This window comes from Amycolatopsis australiensis (assembly GCF_900119165.1).
GTDB classification, from domain to species: domain Bacteria; phylum Actinomycetota; class Actinomycetes; order Mycobacteriales; family Pseudonocardiaceae; genus Amycolatopsis; species Amycolatopsis australiensis.
Map to the genome: position 1 here is coordinate 8,701,876 of NZ_FPJG01000006.1, position 24,448 is coordinate 8,726,323.

The 24,448-nt window shown below is 69.9% G+C and carries 22 protein-coding genes; 6 read left to right on the top strand and 16 right to left on the bottom strand.

Annotation, left to right across the window (positions count from 1 at the left end):
* Window positions 1-390 precede the first annotated feature (390 nt).
* On the top strand, window positions 391-1,995 hold the full coding sequence (locus tag BT341_RS41430) for a glycoside hydrolase family 44 protein (protein WP_245805270.1): 1,605 nt from the start codon (window positions 391-393) through the stop codon (window positions 1,993-1,995).
* A 7-nt stretch (window positions 1,996-2,002) separates the two neighbouring features.
* Here BT341_RS41430 and BT341_RS41435 read toward each other — a convergent pair whose 3' ends face one another.
* Window positions 2,003-2,884, bottom strand: coding sequence for an oxidoreductase (locus tag BT341_RS41435; protein ID WP_072481407.1), 882 nt, complete (start codon window positions 2,882-2,884; stop codon window positions 2,003-2,005).
* 64 nt (window positions 2,885-2,948) lie between these two features.
* Between BT341_RS41435 and BT341_RS41440 the strand changes: the two genes are divergently transcribed.
* Complete coding sequence (locus BT341_RS41440) at window positions 2,949-3,539, top strand: TetR/AcrR family transcriptional regulator (protein WP_072481408.1); 591 nt, start codon at window positions 2,949-2,951, stop codon at window positions 3,537-3,539.
* Here BT341_RS41440 and BT341_RS41445 read toward each other — a convergent pair.
* On the bottom strand, window positions 3,493-4,074 hold the full coding sequence (locus tag BT341_RS41445) for a CGNR zinc finger domain-containing protein (RefSeq protein ID WP_072481409.1): 582 nt from the start codon (window positions 4,072-4,074) through the stop codon (window positions 3,493-3,495). The two genes, BT341_RS41440 and BT341_RS41445, sit on opposite strands and share 47 nt — an antisense overlap.
* Window positions 4,075-4,165: 91 nt before the next feature.
* Between BT341_RS41445 and BT341_RS41450 the strand changes: the two genes are divergently transcribed.
* Window positions 4,166-5,317 (top strand): epoxide hydrolase family protein, encoded by a 1,152-nt coding sequence (locus tag BT341_RS41450; protein ID WP_072481410.1) that lies wholly within the window; start codon window positions 4,166-4,168, stop codon window positions 5,315-5,317.
* Between the two features lie 6 nt (window positions 5,318-5,323).
* Here BT341_RS41450 and BT341_RS41455 read toward each other — a convergent pair whose 3' ends face one another.
* Window positions 5,324-5,806 carry an ArsR/SmtB family transcription factor gene (locus BT341_RS41455; protein ID WP_281256046.1) on the bottom strand — a complete coding sequence of 161 codons (483 nt, stop codon included), beginning with the start codon at window positions 5,804-5,806 and terminating at the stop codon, window positions 5,324-5,326.
* A gap of 93 nt (window positions 5,807-5,899) precedes the next feature.
* Here BT341_RS41455 and BT341_RS41460 point away from each other — a divergent pair, with 93 nt between their 5' ends.
* Window positions 5,900-7,084: an MFS transporter gene (locus BT341_RS41460; protein WP_072481411.1), complete on the top strand. Its 1,185-nt coding sequence runs from the start codon at window positions 5,900-5,902 to the stop codon at window positions 7,082-7,084.
* Window positions 7,085-7,093: 9 nt separating this feature from the next.
* On the opposite strand, the gene BT341_RS41465 is transcribed toward BT341_RS41460, so the two are convergent.
* The 4 genes from BT341_RS41465 to BT341_RS41480 form a co-directional block, all read right to left on the bottom strand.
* The gene (locus tag BT341_RS41465) at window positions 7,094-7,918 is read right to left on the bottom strand and encodes a DUF72 domain-containing protein (protein ID WP_072482463.1); all 825 of its coding nucleotides are present in this window, start codon (window positions 7,916-7,918) and stop codon (window positions 7,094-7,096) included.
* 97 nt (window positions 7,919-8,015) lie between these two features.
* Window positions 8,016-8,228 carry a hypothetical protein gene (locus BT341_RS41470; RefSeq protein ID WP_143168807.1) on the bottom strand — a complete coding sequence of 71 codons (213 nt, stop codon included), beginning with the start codon at window positions 8,226-8,228 and terminating at the stop codon, window positions 8,016-8,018.
* 86 nt (window positions 8,229-8,314) lie between these two features.
* The gene (locus BT341_RS41475; protein WP_143168808.1) at window positions 8,315-12,229 is read right to left on the bottom strand and encodes a CHAT domain-containing protein; all 3,915 of its coding nucleotides are present in this window, start codon (window positions 12,227-12,229) and stop codon (window positions 8,315-8,317) included.
* 118 nt (window positions 12,230-12,347) lie between these two features.
* Entirely contained in the window at window positions 12,348-13,325 is a 978-nt protein-coding gene (locus BT341_RS41480) for a hypothetical protein (protein WP_143168809.1), read from the bottom strand.
* A gap of 135 nt (window positions 13,326-13,460) precedes the next feature.
* On the opposite strand from BT341_RS41480, the gene BT341_RS41485 reads away from it, so the two are divergent.
* Window positions 13,461-15,509 (top strand): hypothetical protein, encoded by a 2,049-nt coding sequence (locus BT341_RS41485; protein WP_072481415.1) that lies wholly within the window; start codon window positions 13,461-13,463, stop codon window positions 15,507-15,509.
* Between the two features lie 6 nt (window positions 15,510-15,515).
* Here BT341_RS41485 and BT341_RS45805 read toward each other — a convergent pair whose 3' ends face one another.
* From BT341_RS45805 to BT341_RS45005, 8 genes are read right to left on the bottom strand one after another with little or no spacing between them, the layout of a single operon-like run.
* Window positions 15,516-17,141, bottom strand: coding sequence for a hypothetical protein (locus BT341_RS45805; RefSeq protein ID WP_072481416.1), 1,626 nt, complete (start codon window positions 17,139-17,141; stop codon window positions 15,516-15,518).
* A complete protein-coding gene (locus tag BT341_RS41495; RefSeq protein WP_072481417.1) occupies window positions 17,141-17,902 on the bottom strand; it encodes a hypothetical protein in 762 nt (253 codons plus the stop codon). Before BT341_RS41495 ends, BT341_RS45805 begins: the two co-directional genes overlap by 1 nt.
* Window positions 17,903-17,917: 15 nt before the next feature.
* Window positions 17,918-19,459 carry an AAA family ATPase gene (locus BT341_RS41500; RefSeq protein ID WP_072481418.1) on the bottom strand — a complete coding sequence of 514 codons (1,542 nt, stop codon included), beginning with the start codon at window positions 19,457-19,459 and terminating at the stop codon, window positions 17,918-17,920.
* A gap of 13 nt (window positions 19,460-19,472) precedes the next feature.
* Window positions 19,473-19,991 (bottom strand): hypothetical protein, encoded by a 519-nt coding sequence (locus BT341_RS41505; RefSeq protein WP_072481419.1) that lies wholly within the window; start codon window positions 19,989-19,991, stop codon window positions 19,473-19,475.
* A 5-nt stretch (window positions 19,992-19,996) separates the two neighbouring features.
* Complete coding sequence (locus BT341_RS45810) at window positions 19,997-20,161, bottom strand: hypothetical protein (protein ID WP_177329022.1); 165 nt, start codon at window positions 20,159-20,161, stop codon at window positions 19,997-19,999.
* A gap of 2 nt (window positions 20,162-20,163) precedes the next feature.
* Complete coding sequence (locus tag BT341_RS41510; protein ID WP_072481420.1) at window positions 20,164-21,903, bottom strand: hypothetical protein; 1,740 nt, start codon at window positions 21,901-21,903, stop codon at window positions 20,164-20,166.
* Window positions 21,900-22,358, bottom strand: a complete 459-nt coding sequence (locus BT341_RS41515) for a hypothetical protein (protein WP_143168811.1) — start codon at window positions 22,356-22,358, stop codon at window positions 21,900-21,902. Before BT341_RS41515 ends, BT341_RS41510 begins: the two co-directional genes overlap by 4 nt.
* Before the next feature lie 58 nt (window positions 22,359-22,416).
* Window positions 22,417-23,352, bottom strand: a complete 936-nt coding sequence (locus BT341_RS45005) for a hypothetical protein (RefSeq protein WP_143168812.1) — start codon at window positions 23,350-23,352, stop codon at window positions 22,417-22,419.
* Window positions 23,353-23,519: 167 nt separating this feature from the next.
* Here BT341_RS45005 and BT341_RS43955 point away from each other — a divergent pair, with 167 nt between their 5' ends.
* Window positions 23,520-24,191, top strand: a complete 672-nt coding sequence (locus BT341_RS43955; protein WP_084743157.1) for a hypothetical protein — start codon at window positions 23,520-23,522, stop codon at window positions 24,189-24,191.
* Window positions 24,192-24,233: 42 nt separating this feature from the next.
* Here the strand turns inward: BT341_RS43955 and BT341_RS47565 are convergent, their stop codons facing one another.
* Window positions 24,234-24,362 carry a hypothetical protein gene (locus BT341_RS47565; protein WP_281256031.1) on the bottom strand — a complete coding sequence of 43 codons (129 nt, stop codon included), beginning with the start codon at window positions 24,360-24,362 and terminating at the stop codon, window positions 24,234-24,236.
* Between the last annotated feature and the right edge of the window lie 86 nt (window positions 24,363-24,448).

Sequence of the window (24,448 nt, forward strand, 5' to 3'; positions counted from 1 at the left end):
TGCCGGCCTGACTGCCGCCGGATCAGTCCCAGTAGTTGAAGAGCACTTCGCCCAGATCTGCCGGCTCCCAGTACTTCAGGTCCGCCGAGGTCAGCACCTGGAACTCCCGGAACTACGCCAGGACCACGACCAGCTCCGGAGCGTCGACGAACGTCAGTGGTCTGCCGGTGACCGCCGCCGCGTCGATCGCCCTCGGCTCGGCGACCGCCACCACCGGTTCCGCGCGTGTTGGTTCGCGTCATCGGTTTTCCACGGCGCCCGAGTACGGCGCGTCCGATCGACCGATTGACGAGCGGCGCTGGGCCGGTAGCGTGTGGGAGCGCTCCCAGAAGTCGACGGCAGGAGTCTCCGATGGTTGGTCAACGACGACGTCGCCCGCGGACCGGCACGGTGAGCGGTGGTGTCCTGGCCGCGTTGCTCGTCGCGCAAACCGTCGCGGTGCCACCGGCTTCCGCGGCCGGGCCGAGCCTGTCCGTCGACCTGTTCGCCGCCCGGCACGCCATCAGTCCCGACATCTACGGGATGAACGGTGGCGATCCGGCGCTCGTCGCCGAGCTCGGCATTCCCGTCTCGCGCTGGGGCGGCAACGCGACCAGCCGCTACAACTTCAAGAACCACACCTACAACACCGGCAGCGACTGGTTCTTCGAAAACATCGTCGCCGGGCCGGACAACACGCTCGAGGCGTACGTCCAGCGGAATCGGGCTCGTGGGACCAAGCAAGTGGTCACCGTGCCGATGACCGGCTGGGTCGCGAAGGACTCACCGGCGTCGCCGCACGCGTGCGGCTTCCCCGCCGCGCGCTTCCCGGCCCAGGATTCCTTCGACCAGTGGGACGCCGACTGCGGCAACGGCCGGCTGGACAACACGAACCTGACCGGGGCCGAGCCGGCGGACACCTCCGTCCCGGCCGACGCTTCCTTCGCCGGCGAAATGGTGTCGCACCTGGTCAGCCAGTTCGGCCCGGCGGCCCGGGGCGGCGTGCCGATCTACGAACTCGACAACGAGCCGGTGCTGTGGAGCTCCACCCACCGGGACGTGCATCCCCAGCCCGTGTCCGACGACGAACTGGGCACGAAGAGCACGGCGACCGCCGCGGCCGTCAAGACGGCCGATCCGCGCGCCGCCGTTCTCGGGCCGTCCGGCTGGGGCTACTGCGAATGGGTCGCCTCCGGGCTGGACGGCTGCGCGCCCGGCGCGGACGCCGCCGCCCACGGCGGGCTCAACCTGTCCCAGTGGTTCCTGAAGAACATGAAGGACGCGGGCGACGCCCGCGGCCGGCGTCTGCTCGACTACTTCGACCAGCACTACTACCCCCAGATCAGCGGCGACAAGACACCCGAGGCCGACGCGTGGCGGCTGCGGTCGACGCGCTCGCTGTGGGATCCGTCGTACGTCGAGGAGTCCTGGATCGGCCCGAGCGGCGTCAACGCCCCGCCGCTGCAGTTCATCCGCACGATGAAGAAGTGGGTCTCGCAGTACGACCCCGGCACCAAGACCGCCATCACCGAGTACAACTGGGGTGCGCTGGACGACATCAACGGCGCGCTGGCCGAGGCCGATGTCCTCGGGATCTTCGGCCGCGAAGGGCTCGACCTGGCCACCATCTGGGGCGAACCGAAACCGGCGGACCCCGGCGCGTACGCGTTCCGGATGTACCGCGACTACGACGGCGCCGGGAGCCGGTTCGGCGACGTGAGCGTCTCGGCGGCCAGCAGCGACCAGGGACAGCTCGCGATCTACGGCGCGCAACGCCGCTGCGACGGCGCCGTGACCCTCATGGTGATCAACAAGACGGGCGCCGACCTCACCGCGCCGCTGTCGATCGCCGGTGTTCCCGGCGCGGCCACGGCACAGCGGTTCACCTACGGCCCGGCCGACCTGTCGTCGATCGTGCGAGGTCAGGACCTGCCGGTGAGCCGCGGCCAGGTCACCACGGCGTACCCGGCGAACTCCATCACCCTGCTCGTCCTGCCGCGCCACGGAGGCCGGTAGCCGCGGCCTACACCGGGGAGCGAACGCCGGTGAGCTCTTCCGACAGCACCCAAAGGCGACGCGCGAGTTCGGGATCCCGCGCGACGGCCGTCCGGTCGATCAGCTGCGGCGCGCCGCGCAGGTGGGCGAAGCGGCTGGGCCCGGCGAAGCTGTTGCCGGGAATGTCGGCCACAGCCGCGTAGAGCACCGGAAGCGCGCCGTGCTCGGCGTCCTGGGCAAGCAGCTTGAACGCCAGCGCCCAGAACAGGTCGGCCGGACGGCGAGGTCCCGTGCGGCGGTAGATGTTCGTCGCGACCAGACCGGGGTGCGCCGCGTTCGCCAGGACGGCCGAGCCGGTCGCAGTGAGCCGGCGTTGCAGCTCCGCGGTGAACAGGAGGTTCGCCAGCTTGGAATTGTTGTACGCCCGGCTTTGCCGGTACGGCCGCTGCCGCCGGCCGAGGTCGTCGAGGTCGAGCCGGGCCAGGCGTTCGGCCTGCGACGCGAGCGTCACGATCCGGCCGGTGACGTGCTCCAGCAGCAGCGTGGTCAGGGCGAAGTGGCCCAGGTGGTTGACCCCGAACGTCGTCTCGAAGCCGTCCTTGGTGTGACTCAGCGCCGGCATCGAGACGCCGGCGTTGTTGATCAGCAGGTCGATCGGGCCGGTCCAGCTGGCGGCGAACGCGCGCACGGACGCCAGGTCGGCCAGGTCGAGTTCACGGACTTCGGTGCGGCCGGGGGTGTTCGCGGCGGCCTCGGCACCCTTGCCGACGTCTCGCACGGCGAACACGACACGGGCACCGGCGCCGGCCAGGGCGTGGGCCGTGGCCAGTCCGATACCGCTGGTGGCGCCGGTCACGATCGCGGTCGTGCCGGTCAGGTCCGGGACGGCCCCGGCATCGAATGTAGTCATGAGCAACAATGTAGACAGTGACAACTATGTCGTCAACGACTACTTCGGTTGTTAGGGTGGCGTCGTGGAAGACCGCGCGTATCACCATGGCCACCTGCGCACCGTGCTGCTCGAGGCGGCCGAGCGCGCGCTGCGCGAGCACGGCGTCGAGCGCCTCTCGCTGCGAGACCTGGCCCGGCAGGCCGGCGTGAGCCACGCGGCACCACGGCGTCACTTCGCCGACCGGCAGGCTCTGCTCGACGCCCTCGCCGAGCGAGGATTCGCGCGCCTGGCCGACGAAGCAAGCGCGGCGATCGACGACGCCGGCGCGGACCACCAGGCACGGTTACGCGGCGCGGCGACAGCCTTCGTGCGGTTCGCGATCGGCAACGCGGCGTTGCTGGAATTGATGTTCACCCGGAAGAACGACGAGCCGTCCGCCGCCCTTCAGGAAGCGTCCACGCGCCTGTTCACCACGATGGGCGCGGTGATTCACGACGCGCAGGAAGCGGGCACGCTGCCCGCGCACGATCCGGAACGGCTGAACCTGCTGTTCGCGGCCACCCTGCAGGGCATCGCGGTGCTCGTCACGTCGGGCCGGGCCCAGCCGGAGCAGGCGGACCTGCTCGTCACCGACGCGGTTCAGCTGTTCGCTTCGGGCCGGCTTTCGCGTTGAACCGGGCCTTCTTCTGCCGGTTTCCGCACGTGTTCATGTCACACCACCGGCGGGTCCGGCTCTGGCTGGTGTCGAAAAAGGCGGCCCGGCACGTCGGCGACGCGCACAAAGCCAGTTTTCCGTCCCGTTCACCCGAAATGATGTCGATGGCGTCGGCGGCGATCACGCCCAGCGCGTCTTCCACCGGAGACGCCGGACCGAGCTGCCACCGCCGATTCCCCTCGGGGGTCAGGACGGCCGCGGCCCGGCCCTGAACGCTGCGGTCATTGATGATCCGGACAGCAGACCCGGGCAGAGCTTCGTGGAGCGCGGCCGCTGTCGCGGCGGCGTGGATCGATTCCCTCAGTTCCCGGGCGAGTTCGAGCTGCGCGCCGGTGCAGGAATCCACGGCGAGGCCGTTGGCTTCGAGCCAGTCGACGAGTCGCTGCGGCGTGGGAATGCGTTCCACCGGCGTGCCGAAACGCTCCGACAGAGTCCCCGTGAAGCTGGTCGCCAGCACGCTGCCGAGGCGGAACGGCGGGAACTCACCGGGCATGGAACCAGCTTAGCAGGTTGCCGGTTGCCCGCGGGCCGTGTTAGAACCGTCTTAGCTGGTTCACCACCGGTCCCGACGACGAGGAGGCCTCATGCCCACCCCAGCCGGCGACGTGCACGCGTTCTCCGCCCACGCAACCGACGCCGACCTCGACGAGCTGCGCGCGCGGCTGGCTGCGGCGCGGCTGCCGGAAGCCGAGACGGCCACCCGGTGGGACCAGGGCGTTCCGCTGGCCGACCTCGTCGACGTCGTGGCGTACTGGCGGACCGGGTACGACTGGCGGGCGTTCGAAGCACGTCTCGACCGGATCGGCCAGTTCCGCACGACCATCGACGGCCTGGAAATCCACTTCCTGCACCGGCGATCCACGCGTGCCGACGCCACTCCGCTGATCTTGACGCACGGCTGGCCGGGCAGCGTCGCCGAGTTCGTCGACGTCATCGACGAGCTGGCAGACCCGGCAGACGCCGACGCGCCCGCGTTCCACGTCGTGGCGCCGTCGTTGCCGGGTTTCGGTTACAGCGGCAAGCCGGCCACGACGGGATGGGGAACCGAAAAGATCGCGGCCGCCTGGGTCGAGCTGATGGAACGGCTCGGCTACCGCAGGTTCGCCGCGCACGGCGGCGACTGGGGCGGCGTGATCACCACGATCCTCGGCGGCCGGTTCCCGGCGCAGGTGCTGGGCATCCACACCACGACCGCGCAGGCACCGCCCGGACTGCCCACGGACGGGCTGACGGCGGAGGAGCGCCGATGGACCGAGGAAACCCGCGATTTCTGGCGCGAGCGCGCGGCCTACGCGAAGCAGCAGGCGACCCGGCCGCAGACCATCGGGTACTCGCTCGTCGACTCACCGGTCGGGCTGCTCGCCTGGATCCTCGACAAGTTCGCCGAGTGGACGGACACCGAAGACAGCCCGTTCGAGACGGTTTCCCGGGACCGCGTCCTGGACGACGTCACGCTGTACTGGCTGACGCGGACCGGAGCGTCGGCAGCCCGCATTTACCACGAGAGCCACGATTCGCTGGACCCCGAGCTGCGAGTGGACGTGCCGTCGGCGATCACGGTGTATCCCCGCGACATCGAGAAGTACCCGCGTCCCTTGGTGCAGCAGCGGTTCCGGCAGATCGTCCGCTGGCGGGCGCCCGGGACCGGAGGACACTTCCCGTCGTTGGAGGTCCCCGGGTTCTTCGTCGAGGACCTGCGAGAAGGACTCGCCGCGGTGCTGGCCGCCCATCGGTGAACGCCCTCAGCGCAGTACGGCCGCCAGCAGGTCCGCGCCCAGCGCCGTCAGATCGGGCAGGTTGACCGTGTACCGGACATAACGTCCCTGCCGGCGGGACGTCAGCAGGCCCGCTCGGCGCAGGACCGCCAGGTGGCGAGAGACCTCCGGCGGCGAAAGCTCCCACGCGTGCGCCAGCTCGCCGGTCGTGTGCGGGCCACGGGCCAGGGTGCGCAGCAGCCGCAGGCGTACCGGGTGCGCCAGTGCCTCCAGCCGGGCGGTGACCGTCTCCAGCGGCACCGGCTCCGGCCGGGCCGGCGCGGCCACCGGGTACTGCACCACGGGCTGCCACCCGCGCGCGTGGATCGCCACCAGGTGCGGGCGGCCGAAGACACTCGGGAGGAACGTGACCCCCGTGCCGCCGGCGGACGTCGCGTTGTCCTGCAGCTTGTCCACGATGATGCTCGTGCCGTCCGGAGACAGCGTGACGGCGCCGGAAACCGACGCCAGTTTCTCACCGCCCGGACGCCCCGCGGCCGCGCCGGTTGACGGTGTTCGTCAACCGGCGCGGCCGGTCCGCCGTCCGGACGGACCGTTGACGCCATGGCGACCACCACCAAGATCCGGCCGCGCGCGCTCGTCCGTGCCTCCGGCGGCCCCCGCTACGCCCTCGCGCTGGCCGTGGACGCGCTCGGCACCGGCCTCCTGCGGCCGTTCCTCCTGCTGTACGGCGTGACGGTGCTGGGGCTGTCCGGGCCGGTCACCGGCATCGCCATGACCGCCGGGGTCGTCGCGGGGCTCGGGTGCCTGCCCGTGGTGGGCCGGTGGCTGGACCGCGGCGCGCGCAGCACGGTCGTGGCGGCGTCGATGCTCGTGCGGGTGCTGGGCGTGGCACTGCTGCCGGCCACCCCGGCGGGCAACGCCTGGCTGTTCGCGACGGCGGCGTTGTTCCTCGGCATCGGCAACCAGGCCTGGCCCGCCGCCCACGCCGCCCTCGTGGCCACGATCGCCCACGGCCGCGAACGCGACGCCGCTCTCGCGACCGCCCGCACCCTGCGCAACGCGGGCTTGGGCGCCGGTGGCCTCGTCGCCACCGCATGCCTGGCGGGCGGCACCACCGCGTTGCAGGCACTGGCGGCCGTGACCGGGCTCGCCTACCTGACGGCGGCCGCCCTGGCGTGGTCGGTCCACGTGCAGGCACGTCCGGCCACGGCCGAGGCCGGCGCCGACGAGCCCGCGCCCCGGATGCGGGCGCTGCTGGCCGCCAACCTGGTCTACGTCTTCTGCCTCAACGTCCCCGAAATCGCGCTGCCCCTGGTCCTGGCGACGCAGCTGCACGCCTCGCCGGTGTGGTCGGCGGCCGTCTTCGTGGCCAACACGGTCCTGGTGGTCACCCTGCAGGTCCCGGTCACCGTCCTGATGTCCCGCTTCCCGCGCCGGACCGTGCTCGCCGTCGCCGGCGTGGTGCTCACCGCGTCCTACCTCGGTTTCCTCGCCGCCACTTCGCTGGGACACGGCTGGGGCGCGCCGGCCGTCGCCGCGGTGTCCGTGGTCTGCACGCTCGGCGAGATCCTCTACGCCGGCAGCGCCACCGCGCTCGTCGCCGCCCTCGCCCCGGTCCGCGTCCTGGGCCGCGCCCTCGCGCGTTTCCAGCTCTCCACGGGTTTCGGCCTCGCCGTCTCCCCCGCGGTCATCACCGCTCTGGCCGCACGCGGGCCGGCCGCGCTCTGGGGCGGTCTCGCCGCCGCGACGCTCCTCTCGGCCGCCGTGGCTGGAGCAGGCGGGTGAACCCGGCGGTCAGAACAGGGTCGCGGGCTCGACCGGCCCGGGCTCGGGCAGTGGGTCGAGGCCGGGCACCAGGGCGCGCACGTCGTCGTGGAAGCGGCGGGCGAGCGCGGGCGCGTCGACGTTGTCGGGTGTGTGCACGAAAACCGTCGGCGACCGGCCCTCGCGCAGCCAGCCGGCGACCACTTCCGTCCACGGCCGCCAGCCCGCGGCCGTCTCCTCGGCCGAGTCCCGGCCCAGGTAGCGGACGATCGGCCGGCCGGTCAGCGCCCGCGTCCGCCGCGGCAGCCGCGGTTTCCTGGTCCAGGACTCCTGCTCGGCCTCGCTGACCGGCGGGCTCCGGAAGAAGACGGTGGTGTCGAACGGCACCCACTCGGCGTCCGCGGCGGCGAGCGCCCGCTCCAGCGACGACGTCGCACCGACGTCGCTGAAAAAGGCAGGGTGCCGCACTTCGACGGCACGCCGGCGGTCGGCGGGGAGCCGGCGCAGGAAGCGGACCAGGGCTTCGACGTCCGGCGGCCCGAACGAGCCGGGCAGCTGGGTCCACAGGACCGCCCGGTCACCGAGCGGCTCGATCGCGTCGAGGAACGCCCGCATCTCGGTCTCGACCCCGGCGAACCGGCGCTCGTGCGTGACGAGCTTGGGCAGCTTGACCACGAACCGGAAGTCAGGACCGGTCTGCTGCGCCCAGCCGGCGACGGTGTCCCGGGCGGGAGTGGCGTAGAAGGTGGTGTTGCCTTCGACGGCGTTGCACCAGCCGGCATAGGCCCGCAGGCGCTCCTTGGCCGGCAGCGACGGCGGCAGGAACCGCCCGGGCCACGCCTTGTGGGTCCACATCGCGCAGCCGACGTGCAGACGTGCCACCGCGTCAGCTCCCCTCGGTCGCCGGTCAGATTACCGGACACCGGGATTGCCCATTGCGGGATCGCGCCGGTCATCGCTGCGCGGGTGCGTCGTCCTGTTCGGTCGCGCGCTTGATCAGCCCCACGACCAGCGCCACGGGCCAGAAGGCAGTGACGGCCATCGCCTTGAGGAACCAGCCGATGCCCATTTGCGAAACGGAGATGCGACCGAAGTGACGCACTCCGGCTCGACGACGGACAACGACGCTCGTCACGAGCATGCCAATGATGTAGACGATCGCCAAGAAGGCACCCATGAAAGTGTTCCAATCTGAGTTCGGCGGAATCCGGGAGTACCGCTTCGGTCGGTTGACGTGTGAATCCGGCTACTTCAGCAGCCCTGATGGGTGAAACCGGCCCAGTGTTCGATAGCGAATTCGCCGGCGTCGGACCGGCGAAGCTCCTTCAACTCCTCCGGCATGCTCCTCAGCGCGCGCGGCTCGGACTCCAACATGCCGATCTGTGCCTTCCGCAACGCTTCAGCCGGGGGTAGCCGCTGGTGGCACAGGTTGTGATGGAACAAGAACATCATGTGAGCGGTCGCCCAGCCGGCCGGGACCAGCCAGAGCGAGCCGACCACCGTCCGCGCGCCGATCGCCAAGAACGTCGTGGAAAGGCTCAGCGCTTCGTCGTAGTCCACGCCGGTCACATGGGTCGTGCAACCCGCCAGCACGACTACGGAAAGTTCGAGCGGCCGGGTGGGGCTCAGCTCCAGCAGTTCCGCAGCGGACAGATCACTTCGGGGTGCGCCGGCGAGCTCGATGCTCGACCGCAACGGTTCCCGCACGTTCGCCACGGCATGGCAAGCCAGATGAAGGACGCGCAGCGGGCTGCGCAGACGTTCGAGAATCTCCTCGGGCGTACCACGGCCGTCGGGGGACGGCGTCCAGCGCCGGGGTGCTTGCCCGGTTCCACCCAGGAACACTCCCTGCTCGTAGCAAGCGTCCCGAATGGCCTTGGCCTCGACGGCACCCGCGAGCAGGTTACGGCCGGGATTGCCGACCAACACAGCGTTGTGCGAAAGAATTTCGGGGCGCTCGACAGCCTCACAGAACAACCGTCCGGAGGGCGCGTACGAGATCGTCGCGTCTTGCACCAGGTAGCGGTCGCGGCCACCGATCGGCCGCCAAGCGGCGTGCCAGGGCACCAGGCCGAGAATGCCGATCGGCACCAGGACGATCCGCGGATCGCGATCGCCCGCGTGCCGCCTGCCGAACTCCAGCAGGTTCCCGGCAACCGCCCGCCACGCCCACTCGCATACGCTCCTGAGCGTGTGCCGCCAGGTGTCGTACTCAGGCCCCTTCCGATCGGCGGCGTTGTCCCATGCGTCGTAAGCGGCCTGGTACCGCTCGACCGGAATACCCATCCCCAGATCCGGCAGCATCCGCACCACCGGCTCTCCCCTTGCGGGAATCATGACGGCCACGGCCTCGTGCCGGCCGTTTGCCGGCACCAGGTAGGCCAGGACGTCAGAGCCTTGTGTCCGCAACGTCTTCTGCAGCTCTTCGATCGTCGGCGGGGTCACCAGGCCGTCGGGATCCTTGGTCAATGCCGTCAGCACCTTCCGGCGCAAGACGCCCCAGCCCGTGCCAGGGCCGCCGTGCTCAGGCAACAACGCCTCTTCGACGCCCCCGGCGGTCTCCCACTCTTCAGCGAGGTCCGCGTGGCCGAGCGCAATGAGGCGCGCCGCGACCGACCGGGTGGTATTCGCGGCGCGCAGTACGAGGCTGCGCCGAGAATCGAGCGTCCGGACGAGATCGGCGGTCGCGCCGTCGGACAAGCACCAAGCGACGAGCTCCTGCACGGCCGGCACGGCGGTGCGCGCGACTTCCACCGCCTCGGCGCTGCCCGACTGCAGCAGCACCCGCCACCCCGCGTTGGTGACGATCTCGATGCCGATCTCCCGGCTCCGCGCGAGGTCACCCGGCCCCCGGCGACGCCGCAACGCTTCAGCCAGGGAGAACAGGGGATCTTCCAGCACCGGAGAACCTTCGGCGGGAAGTTCGACTGCGCGGGTGTAGGCGTCGATCGTCTTGTCGAGCACATCGCGGTTACCCGGCTCCATCTTCGAAAGCTGGTCGAGGGCCGCCGCACGCATTCCGTGGACTGCCATCGTCACGTCGCGGTCGACGCTGGCCTCGGCCAGGCGATCGAGCCTGTCGCAAATGGCCCGGACGCCCGCGGCGTCGTTTCGCGCGGTGGCGTTCAGCAGGTCTTCCGATACGGTGAACGGTTCGAGCAGGTGGCGCATCCACGCTTCCTCGGCCACCACCGGGTGGAGCGGCGGCAACGGTTCCGCGCCTGCCATCCGCGTGAGCGGGCGCATGAAGACGTCGAACATAAGCAGAACCGGCGCAATCCCCGGGGAGTGCGGAAGTTCGGCAAGAAGCTCCCACGCTCTACGGCCGAGGACGAACAGCCGGGCCGGCTTCACTCGCAGGTTAAAAGCCCGGAAAACGCGGAACACGCACGCCAGGGCCTCCGCTTCACGGCGCTTCTCCGCGTCCGTCGCACGCTGCTCGACCCTGCCGAGCAGGTCGATCCCCGCATCGAGGGCGCGAATGGAGCCGGACACGGATCCCGCCATGAACAGCAGCATGGCGACCGCGGCGATCAGATCGTGACGTTCCTCGCCGAGTTCTGGGTGGGCGAGAACCCGCTGCAGATTTGTGAAGTCGGCGGTCCCGTCGCGGTCGAGCACCCGGCGCATGTTCGCCACGATCTCGCCCATGGTGTCCAGCAACAGCACCAGGTCGTCCTCGAGATCGGAAATCTCGACCGCGGACCGGAACAGCGGCTCCATGGTTTCGAGCAGTTCGAACAAGTCCGCCGGATACACGACGACCTGGTTCGGCGCCACCATCATCATCCTGAACCAGGACAGACCGACGGTGAACGCGAGCAGTTCGGTGGTTTCGGTCGCCTCGCCGTCCCGGCCTTCCTCGACGGTACGCTGGGCCGCCCGGAGCCAGTCGAGCACCGGATGCTCCGCCACGTAGGCGGCAAGGTCCGGGCGATCTCCGTCCTGGAATACGGTGACCAGCCGGCGCCAGTGCATCTCTTCGACGAGATCGTGTCTGGGCATCGGGAAGCCGAGGGTCCGGGTGGCGCACTCGACGGTCAGGTCCGCGTGTTCCGGCTCGCCGGTGATTTCGAAGAGCCTGCTGTGCGCTTCGGTAAGCAGGCTCCAGGCCAGCCAGGCATCCTCGCCCGACGAGTCCTGCTGTTGCGCGTAGCACCGCAGCCAATGGGCCGCCGCACGAAGGTCGGCGGCGTCCTGGTTTTCCCGGCCTCGATCGAGAAGCTCGTCGCCGAGCACGTACCACGTGTACGCGCCGACGTCTCCCGTAACCGCAACCGACAGGCTGTCGATCAGGCGGTCGCGGTCATCGGGGTCCGGCGACTCCCGGAGGTCGTTCCGCGTCAACAGCAGCCGGGCCAACAGCAGGTGCCGGTCCGGCCGCACCGGGTCGGCGTATTCGGTCGACTCGACCGCGCGAACCGCTGCTGCCACTCCGGCCTCGAGGTGAGCCTCGTCCTCGGAACGGAGGTACTGCGAGTGGCGCAGCTCGGCGAGCAGGCTCCATCCTGCGGGCAGGTCGGGATGCCCAGGAGGCAGCAACGGCAGCGCGGTGTCGAACAACGCCAGTGCACGATCCAGATCGGCTTGCTCGGCCAGCACCTCGAACCGGGCGGCCAGCAGCCGGGCGCTCTGCAGGTCCAAGCACGCCTGGTCGACCGCGTCACCGAGCGTGCCGTCGAAGCCGCGCAGGATCGCCGAGACTTTGTCCAGCTCGGCGATGCGCTCGGCGTCGGACGAGTTCTCGTCGTCCCAACCGCTCTCGAGCCTGGTCACGTGAGTATTCGCCAGCTCGAGCACGGCTTCGGCGTGCTCGTCCGGGTTTCCGGCCGTCGCCACGGCGGCTTCGGCCCAACCGAGGGCCTCCTCCCATTCGGCACCGTCCCCGACGCTCGCCCGGTGCGCGTACGCCACCGAAAGGGACGTCCGCCACGCGTGCGCCAGCGGATCGGCCGGCGCGAATTCAACTCCGTGGCGCAGCAGGCGGATCGCCTGCTCGAGCCGCGCGTCGAAGTCCGGATGCGTGTTGTCCAAGATGTCCAGCAACAGATAGCCGACAGCGCCGAGGGCGACCGGATCGGCGACCGCGGGGTCGTGGTCGGCAATCACCGTCAGACGGTCCGCTTCGGCACGAATTTCCGCCGCGCTCCACCGTCGTTCGTTCATGACGCTCCTCGGGCTGCCGACTTCGTAATCCGCAGGATCGAGCGCGGCGACCGCGATGTTTCGGTCCGGACAGCGAACCACCCGGACGGCCCACACAACGTCCTCTGTGGATCCTTCGTCAAGGCAGCCTCCGCGACACGTGCTCCAGGCGTTCGAGTACGTCCTGACGGCCGTCGTCGTCGGCCAGCAATTCCAGGGCACGCCGATGCGGAAGGAGGCCTCTGCGGGCGAACACCCGGATCACTTCGCACAGGGCGTCGTCGCGGTCGGTCCCGGGCGCCGGCCACACCTCGGTAAGCAGAAGCGCCAGGACCGCGTCGTCGGTCAGCGCGGCGATCCGGTCGAATTCTCGCGAAGTGTCGTGGTCCAGGATCTCGGGCTCCTCGCCGGTGGGGCTGTCGGGATCCGGGCGCCGGCCCAGCGGCCGTTCCACGTACGCCTCCCACCAGGTGACCAGCTCCGGCGCGGAAACAGTTCCGACGTTCACCCGCGGCCCGGTGCGGCACACCCGTTCCACGGTCCGGAGAACCTGCGGGAGCCGTGCCGCGTGAGTGGCCGCGTGGCCGCCGAACTTGTCGGCGCACCGATCCGCGAGCCTGCCGAGCAGGCCGGCTTCGCCACGCAGCGGCCCCCGGGCACCGGCCTCGTCGGCGAGCATCACGAACACCTCGCGGTGGAACTCGTCCGGCAACGCCCGGCCGTAGCGGTTGTCCCGCACCGTCTGGGGCTTGACCGGTGCACCGCGGTCGCGTCGGGCGCGCCGGTCCAGCTCGACCAGCCGGAACCGCAGGTCCGTGCGCACGGCTCCGGCCAGGTTGTCGAACCGGTGCCCACGGTCGGCGACGAAGGCCCAGACGACCTCGAACGCGTCGGCGACCAGGTCGCGACACGGACAACCGCCGGAAAGCCGGAACCCGCCGTCCGCGGTGGACGAGCCGCGCGCGCTGAGACGTAAACCGGCGATACGCAGCTCGGTGTCGCACAGCCCGACGTGGTGCGACCGGTGTGTGGCGGCGCGAGGACCACGCAGCTCGGCCCAGAAGGCCCGGGCGAGTTCCGGCGTGATCACAGGGTCGGACGAACGTCCCGCAGTCATGGCATACTTTTATATGCGAACTGTGATCGACTCCAGGCTCGCACTCATACTGTGACGGAGGACACATTGACGCACACCTTTCCCTACCGGCGGGTATAGAAGTGCCCGTGACCGGATCGAAGTGAGACGACGACGATGCCCCTGCTGCCCGCCGTCGTCCCTCTGACGACCGAGAAACGAGCCGAGCGCGTGCCCGCACGGCTCGCGCGCAACGTCGCGCCTCTGTTCGGCGTGCCGTTCGCCGAAGGCCCGTTCGGCGAGATCAGCTGGCTTTGCGACTTCACCAGGATCACCGTCTCGGAGATCGCCCGCGGCGCACCTTCGCCGACCCGCGCGGAGGCAGCCGAGACGCGCGAGCAGGCCGCCGACGGGGGTTGGTTCCTGTATGGCCGCGCGGTCGTCGCGCGGTCTCTGCCCAACGAGATCGTCAACGCGACGACCAACCGGTTCGGTCCCAACACCAAGGCTGCCGTCGTCCTGACGGCGGCAAACGTTCTGCTGGAGCCGGCGACAGCGGCTGTCGAAACGGCACTGTCGCTGATCCAAGGTCCCGACGGCGAGCTGCCGACCGCGGTGCGGATCGCGGTTTGGGCGACCTGCCTCGTCGAGGTGTTCCGTTCGCAACCCGCACTGGTCGCCGCCGCCGCAAAGGCCCGCGCGATCCAACGGGAATCCTTGGACGGCCCCCGCTTTCCCCGCGCGGCCCGCCTGCGGGACATGCCTGCGGCGCGGTGCGAGATCGGCGACACCGACGTTCGGCCGGAACCGGCTACCCATCCCCGTGACCTCAACGTCTTCGACCGCACTGTCGCCCGTCTCCGGCTGCCCGGCGCGGTCGTCGAGCCGACCGGGATCGACCTCGACGACGACGATGCCTGGACGTCGCCGGGCCGCGATCTTGCCGACGAGCTGGTCGACCGCTTGATCCGTCTGCTGACCGATGCCAGCGAACCGGACGGGACCGGCTATGTCTGGATCAGCGAGCGGGCTCCCGGCCAGGTGGTCGCCGAAGCTCTGCTGCCGGCATCCGGTCTGGTGGCGGACCTGCTGGAGTACTGGTCGTCGGTGCACGGAGACGTCACCGAACCGCGGGGGACACTTCCGCTGCGGCTTCCGTCCCCCACCGAGTTCGCCGGATTGCCCCAGCAGGCTCGTCGCGCGATCGTGCTCGGCGTACTCGGTGTCGCGCGTTGGCTACGATCGCGGGCCGGTTCGCCGGAGTTGCCCCTCAGCCACTTCCTGGCCGTACTGGACGCGGTCGACACGCTCATTTCCGCGGGCCTACCGGACACCGACCCGGCAGCGGCGGTGGTGCGGGCCCGGCTTGCCGTGCTCCGGGTGACGGTTCTCCGGCACGACCGCGCGAACTCGCTGGCGGAGCCGCTCGGAGCGCTCATTGCCCGCACAGAACACTGCCTGACGCTGCTCACCGACGGAATTCTCGACCGTGGCGCCGCGGCCGACGTCCTCAGCGCCGCGTGCGTCGAACTCAACGCCGTTCGCTGGACGAACGCCGAGGATGCCGGTTCCGGCCTGCCCGCGCCCGCCGAACTCGATGAGCTGGTTCGCCGTTATTGGGCCGGTTTCGGCGAGATCTTGGAACTCGACCTCGCGTCGCTGGACGGCGATGACAGCCGGGGTGTGGGGCACCACTTGCACAACTACGCGGCCTTCCTGGGCAGTCACCAAGAGAACGTCGGTGACCTGACCGAAGCGGTCAGATTGTTCCGAACCACGGTGATCCCGTCCCGGCAGAGGCTCCATCGGCGAACCGGTGCTTTCGGCCCGCTGGGCCGCACTTATTACGTCGCCACCGGTGCCACGACCAAGCTGGCCGAGACGGCACTGGCCGAGGGCCGCACCGAGGAAGCCAGTGGCTGGGCGGCACTCGGGTTCGAGTGGATCAGCCGCGTTCTGGAACACCGGGAGTTCGACCGTCTCCAGGACGGTTCGGGTGACCAGGCCGGCTTGTTCGCCCTCCGTGCCGCGGCCGCGCTGGTGCTCGCGCTAGAGCTGGACGTCCCCGGCACCGGCCCGCGTGAGCTCGGCCGGCTGCAGCGGGTGCTGGCCACGATCGACCGCTGGCAGGCGAACACGACGCGCGGCCGCGCCGAGAACTACGTCCGCCACCAGGAGGTGGAGCTCGTCCGCAAGCGGGCGGCCGAGCTCATGGCCACCCGCTGACGGCGATCACCGAACCTCGCGCAGCCAGTTCTCCCACAGTCCGGTGTACCGGCGGATCTGCGCGCGAGTCGCATCCGAAGTGGACAGTTCTGCGTAGGTGGTCAGCGTGGTGTAGTCCTCGACCGCGCCCCACTCCTCCCACGTCCGGTGTGGACAGGCCTGTTCGGGTTCGACCGGCTTGCGGGTTGCCGGTACCCGCCGCCCACGCGCACCGCAGAAGCAGGAGGCCGGCCGCTCCGGAGCCGCGCGCAGCACAGCTTGAACCGGGCCACGGACGACGATCGCGGCGACCAGCGCAGCCCGGGACGCGGTCGTCGCGCTCCGCTCCATGCGCACCCTGAGCCGGCTCTGCACGAGTTTCACGGCCGCCGACCTGCTGGTCCACAGCGGCGGGAAAATGCATTCGGCGATGCCGATTCCGCTCACACCGAGGCGAAGCGCGTCGGACACCTTCGCCGACACCATTCCGAAGTGCCTGCGAACCTCGGGTTCGAGCGGCGGAGGGAAGTCCTGCGGCCGGCCGAGCCGGGCGGCGACCCGCCGGACACGATCGACCAGAAACGGCAACTCGGTCTGCTCGTCCGGACACCGGTTGCCGGTGAGCCACTGCGTCACCAGCGCCTGCCGCCGCCCCGCCCCGGTGTACAACGCGTCGAGCACATGACGCGTCACCGTGTCGGCGTCCACGACCGCCTCCTCCACCGAGCCGGCGCGCCCGGTGTCCCCGGCACTGTCCGGCCGCTCGAACGGGACGATCCGGCCGGCCCCCGCGGACATCGGGGCGAGCTCGGGGTGGAGCGCCCCAAAAACGTCCAGCGCGGGCGCGTCTCCGATGATCTTCGCGAACTGCCGGAACGTGACGACGATGTCGGGCTCCGTTCCGGCGCGCCACCACGACCGCCCGGGCGAGCGGGTCAGTCCCTGGCGCAGCCGCGCAGTCACCAGCGCGGTGACTTCCGCGAGTGGCTCGACGGGCGTTCCGGCGGCCTCGGCGACGGCAATCCGGAAGGCCGCGACCTGGCCGACGATGTCGAAGTTGCCGAAAACCGGGAACGCCGGATCCGGCCCGTTCGCCGGCTTCAGCTTCGCGCGATGCTCGGCCGCCAGGTCGTCGGCCCGGGTGAGCACGGCACGCACCTTCGCCGCCGCTTCAGGCGTTTCCGGCCCCAGCCGCGCCAGCAGCCCGGCTGCCACCATGGTGACGAACATCGGCGGCACGTCGGCCGGCTCGACCTCTGCGGTGACTCGGGCCGTGGCGACGAGCAGTCCGGTCAGCGACTCGTCCTTGAGCCGGCGACACGGAATCGCCAGGTCCGCGGGTACCCGCCGAGCCAGCAGTTCGTCGTGCACCTTGACGACGTTCGACACCTTCTCCTGCACGGAGGGCCCGGACCGAACGGCGAGAACGGCCGCGGCCAGCAGGTCGTACTCGCGCTCCGGAAGCGCCCGCCCCCGGCGAGCGAATGATTCACTCACCGAACGGGCCCGGGTGGTCATCAGGCCGACCACCTCGTCGAGCGTCCCATACCGGTCCAGCAGGACCTCGACAGCCTCGTCGGTGAGGTGTTCGATCGCCGAGACCGCACTGCGGCGGAACCGGGCCTCGCCGAACGGTGTCCGCGTGGTCGTCATCATTCCTCCGTGCCGGTGCGGAAGCGGAGCGCCGGTTCGCCCGCGGACTCACCCAGCGGAAGGTCCGCCAGGAGCTCGTCTGCTTCGTCCCCGGGCTCGAACGCGATCCACCTGCCCGAGCCGTCGTCCAGCCCGGCGAACAAGCGGACCTCGCCGGCCACACGCGCCCGGACGACGATCCCGCGTGCCTCCGGCTCCGCGTAGGTTGCCCAGGCCAGCTCCGGTTCGACCCCCGCGGCCGCGGCCATCTCCGGTGGAAGCGTGAAGCTGTGCCAGACGACCTCGCCCGGCCGCCGGAAGCCCTCACCCGTCATGGCGAGCGCACCCACTGCTTCCCGCAGGTCCCGGCCGGCGACCCACGTCCACAGCTCACGGGCCCAGCTGCCGACCGAGGCCCGCGGAGGACCGGCCTCGGGAGCCAGTACCCGGTCGCGGTAAGGAGCCCAGGTGCCGGCGATCTCTTCGAGCTCGACCAGGTTCAGCCGGCCGGCTCCCGAGAGCCGGCCGGCATCGACGACCGACGTGACGAGCGTGGCCAGCCGGTCACCGAGGAGGATCCGCACGTCGTCCGTGAGGCCGCCGGTCAGCGTGAACTCGGCGAATGCGGGCGGCCCGGACGCATCGTCCTCGACGAAAGCGCAGGCCAGACCCCGGTGCAGCCGCCGGTAGATCGTCCGTTCGGCCGTCAGCAGCGTCACCTGCAGGCGAGCGGATTCGACCAGCCAGCCTAGCCGGACGTAGCCATCCCAGGTCGTGAGCATCGGACGCTGCCCCCTTCAGCCCAGGACGACGCGTCGAGCGCCGGCCTTCTCGGGCACATCGCGGACCTTGCCCGACGCCGGGATCGCCCGGTCGCGCAACTGCCGGACTTCGTCGATCCGTTCCGGGGCGGAACGCAGCAAGGGAACGATGTTGCGGAAGGCGCTGCGGTAGTAGTCGACCGGGACCGAGTCGTCGCCGATGCGGATCGCCTCGTAGCCGATCTCGGCGACCGCCGCCTCGACGTCCGAACCGGCGAACCCGTCGCTGAGCCGCACGAGCTCCTCGACGAGATCGTCGGGTACGGGTATCCGCAGGTACTTGCGCAGATAGATTTGGATGATCTCCCGCCGCTCCTCGGGGTCGGGCAGATCGACGAAGAACATGTCGTCGAACCGGCCGCTCCGGAGCAGCTCCTGAGGCAGGGCACGAACGTCGTTCGCCGTGGCGACGACGAACACCCGCGCACGGGATTCCTGAAGCCAGTACAGGAACTGGCCCACGAGCCGGGTCGTGACGCCCGTGCTGTCGGTGCCCGAGCCGGCGAGGCCCTTCTCGATTTCGTCGATCCACAGGACGCAGGGGGCGACCGCGTCCGCGGTGGCAAGCGCTTCACGGAACCGGCCCTCGGATTGGCCGACGTAGGTCCCGAGCACCGATCCGATGTCGAGCCGGTACAGCGGAAGCTGCCAATCGCTTGCGATCGCCTTGGCGGACAACGACTTTCCGCAGCCGGGGACGCCCACCAGCAGCACTCCCCGCGGTGGCCGCATCCCACGGTCACGCAGGTCCATGGTGAGCAGCGGGCGCTTGCGGTCCAGCCACTGCCGCAACCCCGCGAGGCCGCCGACCGGATGGTCACCGCTGCGCACAGTGACGCGTTCGATCCCGGCCAGCTCGCTGAAGATCGAGTCCTTCGCCCGGCCGAGCTCGACAAGTTCCGCTTTCGTGATCGACTTCTTCACGACGAAGGTGGCGAGGATGTTCAGCGCCTCGATCTTCGTGACACCCGTCAGGATCGACGCTGCTTCCTCACACTCGGCGGCCCCCCATTCTATCCGGATCACCGACTCGTACTGGCGGAGGAAGTCTTCGATCGCCACCCGCATCTCGTCGACGTCGGGCAGGTCCAAGGTGACCGCCATGCCCATGCGCTGCAACGTGTTCCATGTCGGGTCGGCGGTGATCACCATGATGCATCCGCCGTGCTCCTCGGCCAGCTGGGCGAGATCGACGAACCGCCGCGAGATGTCGTTGTCCTCGCCGAGGTGCTGGACGTCGGTGAAGACGACGGTCAGGTTCGCGCGCGACTGGAACCACTCACCCGCCAGGTCGAGTGCGCCGAGGAGCGACTTGTCCTCGGAGACGATCTGCTTGCTCCGCAGATCCCGCAGGCCCTGGCTCAACGTGTGCACGATGACGTCGAGCTGCTTTTCCTTGGCGAGCTCGCCGAGCATCTCCAGCGCGCGGCCGCGTTCGACCGTGCGCACCGACACGAACGGGATCCGGGCGAGCAGGTAGGACTCGATCCGGGCCTTGGTCTCAGCCCCGTTGGGCATGCCAGTCCTTTCGTCACTTGAGGATGACCCGGCGCCGGGTCGGCGAGCCACCGGACGGCCGGGCAGCGGCGGTCCGGGCGAGGGCGGGCACCAGGCTGTTCTGCCGTATCGCATTCCGCAGTTCGGCCGGTGCGTCCCGGGCCGAATCCTCGAGGCTCTGCTGGGACGATCGCACCGTCTCCTGCAACGCGGCAGTCAGGCTTTCCTTGAGGTCCGCCGGCAAAGCGGGGTGAGTGGTCAGCGCGACGAGCGGGCCCAGCCGCTTCCGCGCATCGGCCATGATCACCGCGATCGCCGTCACTGCGCGCGCGGGATCCGCGAGAAGCATCTGCTGATCTCGGATCAGGGCGTCACTCCAGCGCCGCTGGCGTGCGTGGAACGCCTCGGCCAGGTGGCGAGACAGCCGTTCCAGCATCTGCGGGCCCAGCTCGATCCCGACGGCGACCAGGTGCGCCGAGGGCAGGTCCTCGCCACGGCCGAAGGCTTCGAGCCAGCGGACCCAGGCCGCGTACGGGCCGGGAGCGCGGTACATCCGCCTCACCTCCCGCGATGGCGTTCGATGAACTCGGCAGGGGGAAGCAGGTCCCACTCGGGCAGTTCGAGTGCCACCTCCTCGTCCTTCAGGACGCGCGCGGGACGCGAGTCGACCGGGACGAGCGGCCGATGTCCGTCGCCGGGTTGTGGCTCGATGGGTTTCGGCACGTTCAGGCTCCTCGTCTCTGATCCGGCGCCGGGCCGGCGAACGCCGCGCTGGTCAGCCCGTTCAGATAGGTCCGCAGGCTCTCCGCCGATGCGAGCTCGCGCTCCCACTCCGTCCGCAGGTCGACGAGCTCGGCGATCCCGCCCCGCAGCTGCGCCACCGCGACCGCTTTGCGCTGTTCGCCTTGCCTGCGCAGCTCGACACGGCGCGCGGGGAGGCCGCGCGCCTGGTAGCCGGACCAGGCGCCGGCCAGCCCGGCGCCGACGAGCAGTACGACTGCGAGCCCCACGTTGTGGGCGAGCCCGGACCAGAGTGCGAAGATCAGGCCGAACCCGGCGACGATCGCGGCGGTCAGCGGTGGACCGACGAACCTCACCCGCGCGACGGCCGCTTCCGTCTCCGCGTCGATGTGGGCCGCGAGGCCGGCGACGAGGTCGTCCTCGCGTGTGGTGGCGTCGATCCGATCGGTCCAGCCTTCGACCTCGAGTTCGACGGCAGCGGGCTGAGCCGACAAGTTGGCCGCTTCGAGCCGTCCGGCGCCCTGCACGATCCAGTCCTTCGCCAGCGCGACGGCGAACCGCCGGGTTCCGAGCGACGCGCCGGATGTGCCGGAGCCGACGGCTGCGTTGCTGATCAACGTGAGGAAGTCGACGGTGTTCTCGTGCAGCGGAGCTGCCGCCTGGACGGCTTTCGCGGCGACGTCCTTGTCGCCCTCGGCCTTGACGATCTCCTGCAGCTCGTGTTCCCTGCGTCGCAGCGGCGCCTCTTCGACGTCGTATCCGGTGACGAGCCCGTTGAGGATGTCGTCGACGCGTTCACGCAGATCATCGCTCTGCGGCACCGGCCCGGTGAACATCGCGCGGAACTTCTGCTCCGCCTCGCTGTGCACCGTCGCGCCCTCGTAGAGTTCCTTCAGCTGCGGCCAGGTAGGGCTGATCTCGGCCAGGATCGTGTACCGGGGGTCGATGCGCCGCCGGTAGGTGTCGAGCAGTTCGGCCCAGCGGCCGACCTGCCTGTCGACGGTTTCCCGGTCGCCGGACAGCCGCTCGTACCAGCCACCCATCTGGGCCATGACCAACGGCTTCGACTCGTGGCCGAAGGCGCCCTGGCTCACCGCGTCGAGGATCACCGTGAACTCGCGGGACAGCTTCGCCGGGTTCTGGCGCGCGGTGTACTGCCGCAGCCACCGGGCGGTGGCCTCGTTGCGCCGGTTCCGGCGCAAGATCAGTGCGAAGAACAGGGCCGCTTTGTCGTTGTCCCGGCGAGTCGCCTCGGCCAGTGCCTTCTGCGCAAGCGCCGGGTCGTCGCGGATCCAGGCAGCGACGGCCACGAGCGCCGGCGCCAGCCAGTACCTCGGGGTCTGCAGCATGAGTTCTTCGGTGAGGCTGCGCATCGTGCCGTGCGTGACGATGCCGACGTCGAGGGCCTGCAGCGTGCCGGTGGCCAGCCGCCGCACCTCGCCGAAGTGGCCGTAGTCCGTCTCCAGTTCCTGCCGCACCTGGATGATCTCGGTGTGCGCGACCTGCAGGTTGTGCCGCAGCTCGTCGCGCCGAAGGTAGTCGTGGAACTCCCGGCGCAACTCGAGCAGCTCCTGCTTGGTCTGGTCCTGCGCGTCGGCGACTTGCCCGATCGAGGACTGCAGCAAGTCCTGCTTGCGGTGCAGGACTTCTTGCGCGTCGGCCACTTGACCGATCATCCGGCCGAGTTTGCTGAGATCCCCCGAATCCACCTGGACCAGGTTCATGAGTCACTCTCCATGATCACGATCGAACCGTCGGCACGGGCGCAGACCATGCGGTCGGGATACACCTCGACGGCAAGATAGGCGGGTGACACGGCCAATGCCCGTGCTCGTTCGAGACCACCCGGCAGAACCTGTCCCCGGTGATAGTGCTCGAGAATCGCGCCGTCAAGCGCCAGCGTGTGCACCTCGAACGGTTCACCCAGATAACACTTCCCGACGATCCCGACTGGAATGCTGCAGTACCTGTCGGCAAATTCCTTCCGGATCGCGTCGACGAACTCGTCGACATCCACCGCGCCGAGACTGCCCGAGCCGTCGAGCGCGCGCAACGCCTTTCGATAGTTTTCCGAACGATTTCCGTCATGCAACCGGCCACCGGCGCCGGTGGAGTTCCTGCGCACCGGAACAGATCTCGCGAATGCATCGTTACGGCGGTTGGTCATCGGTCTCGGCACGCCGCCGTCTCCCTGGATTCCGTCGTTTCCGCTGTAGTCGTCCTTGAGCCGGAAGCCGTTACCGGATCGAGGCGACCAGGAGCGCGCACGCCGTCGCGGCCCAGACAGCCACCGCCGCGCATTCGGCCGCACGTTGGAGCCGGCAGGCGATCGGGGAACGAGGTGTCACGATGTCGCCGGTACCTGCGGAAACCAATTGACGCACAACGATCTTGCCCACTCGATCGCGTCGGCCGTACACCTCGACCATGGCGCCGGCGGCCGGCGGGCGAGGAACGAACGTGCCCCGCGCCACACAGGTGTGTTCGGCGCCTTCGACATCCTTCACCACGATGGACGAAACCGGTCCGGTGTCCGCCCCTGCCGCAGGGCGCAACGGCAACGTCCACGGCCAGCCAGGGCCGCCCGCCGAACGCCGGACCGACGCGGACATCGAGGACCGCAGCAGGATACCGGGCACGAGCAGCGACACGGCAGCACCACCCAGCACCAGCAGCAGCTCACCGGCCGGCGCCCGCGCGGCGACGGCCGGCACTACGGTCAGCGCGGTGAGCACCGCAGCTATCCGTGCGGCCCACAAGAAGTTCCGGCTCATGATCGGTTCATGACGGACGACGGCGCTTCGCACCACCGTCCCGGTCGCGACCCGGCCGGGCACGCTGGACGGTGGTCCGTCATTCACCGGTGCCGCGGAGACCAGAACCCGGCGCGGCGGCGGTTCGGCGGACGTCTGCCCTGCCTGAGTACCGCACGCCGGACAGTGGGTGTCCGCGCTCCCCAACGGTACCCGGCACGAAAGACAGAACGTGTTCATGATCGGAAGTCCTTCACCTTGAACCGAAACGAAACGCGGACCATCGGCGATTGTGTCGGGTGCCGGCATGTTGCGGAAGTCTCGATCCGAAAACGTTCCACCTCCCTCGCCGGCGAACGCGAAAGGTGTCAGCAGTGGATGGCTCCCCGGAATCCAGCGGTTCAGGAAAACCTCCCGCACCAGGGCGTTCGTTGTGGGGTCCGGCGCGCGTCGCCGGTGATTGCCCCGCGCCACCGGTAATCGACGGACCGCCGGACCCTCCGCCGGCCGAGGACCCGCCGCCGGTTTTCGGCCCGGGCGAAACATCGGCAAGCACCGAGCGGGAGGCGCGGCGACCATACGCTGCCATGGCCGCCGTCGGGGCCGGCATCGCCGCATTCGTCGCCGTGACCGTCGTGGTTGTCGCCGCTGGCCGGGACACCGGCACGCCGCTTGCCACCTCGGCGGACGGTGCCGATCCGCTCGTCGCCACGACCTATCCCACGGTCATTCCGACCGCCACGTCTACTTCGACGTACTCGGCCACGACACCCACCGACACGTCCCAGGCGACCGGCAGCCGGCTGTCTGCCGGATCGGTACCGTCCGGATACCGGAGAATTTCCGGCCCGGCGGGGATCGAAGTGACCATTCCGGAGGACTGGCCGGTCAAGACGGGCAGCATCCCGTCGAACGACCAAGCCGACGCACCCGACGGCTCTGGCACGTTCCTCCGGTACGGCGGCACGCCGACGCCGTCGATGGCGTTGCAGGACGCGGTGGCTCAGAACGAAGTCACGAACACCGGCATCCGTGCCGGTTACCAGCGGCTGCGGCTGGACTCCGTGCCCAACGGCGGTACCGAAACGGTCGTCTGGGAGTTCTTGTTCACCAAGAGCGGCCAGCAACGTCACGCTCTTGGCTGGTTCTGGCGGGCGAACGGCTACGACTACGTCGCGTACGCCTCGGCCGCGGATTCACGCTGGAACCAACTGCAGCCCGTCTTGGACGTCTTCACCCAAACCGCCGGACCTCGCTGACGTGCTTGGCCCGTCACCCGAAGGTGACGGGCCAAGTCGTGATCAGCTGTCCAGCCACCGCCGCAGCAGCGTGATGATCGCCGCGATCAGAGCGGCGATCCGCCCCAACGCCTGCAGCACGGTGGCCCGGCGTCGCTCCCGGTCGCCCGGACGCTCTTCGTCCTCGTTCATCGGTTTCTCCTCCAGGAGCAGCGGTCAGGTGTTCGGGTCGTCCTCGTCGCCACCGCGCATCGAAACCACCTCCGTCTGGCTCGGGG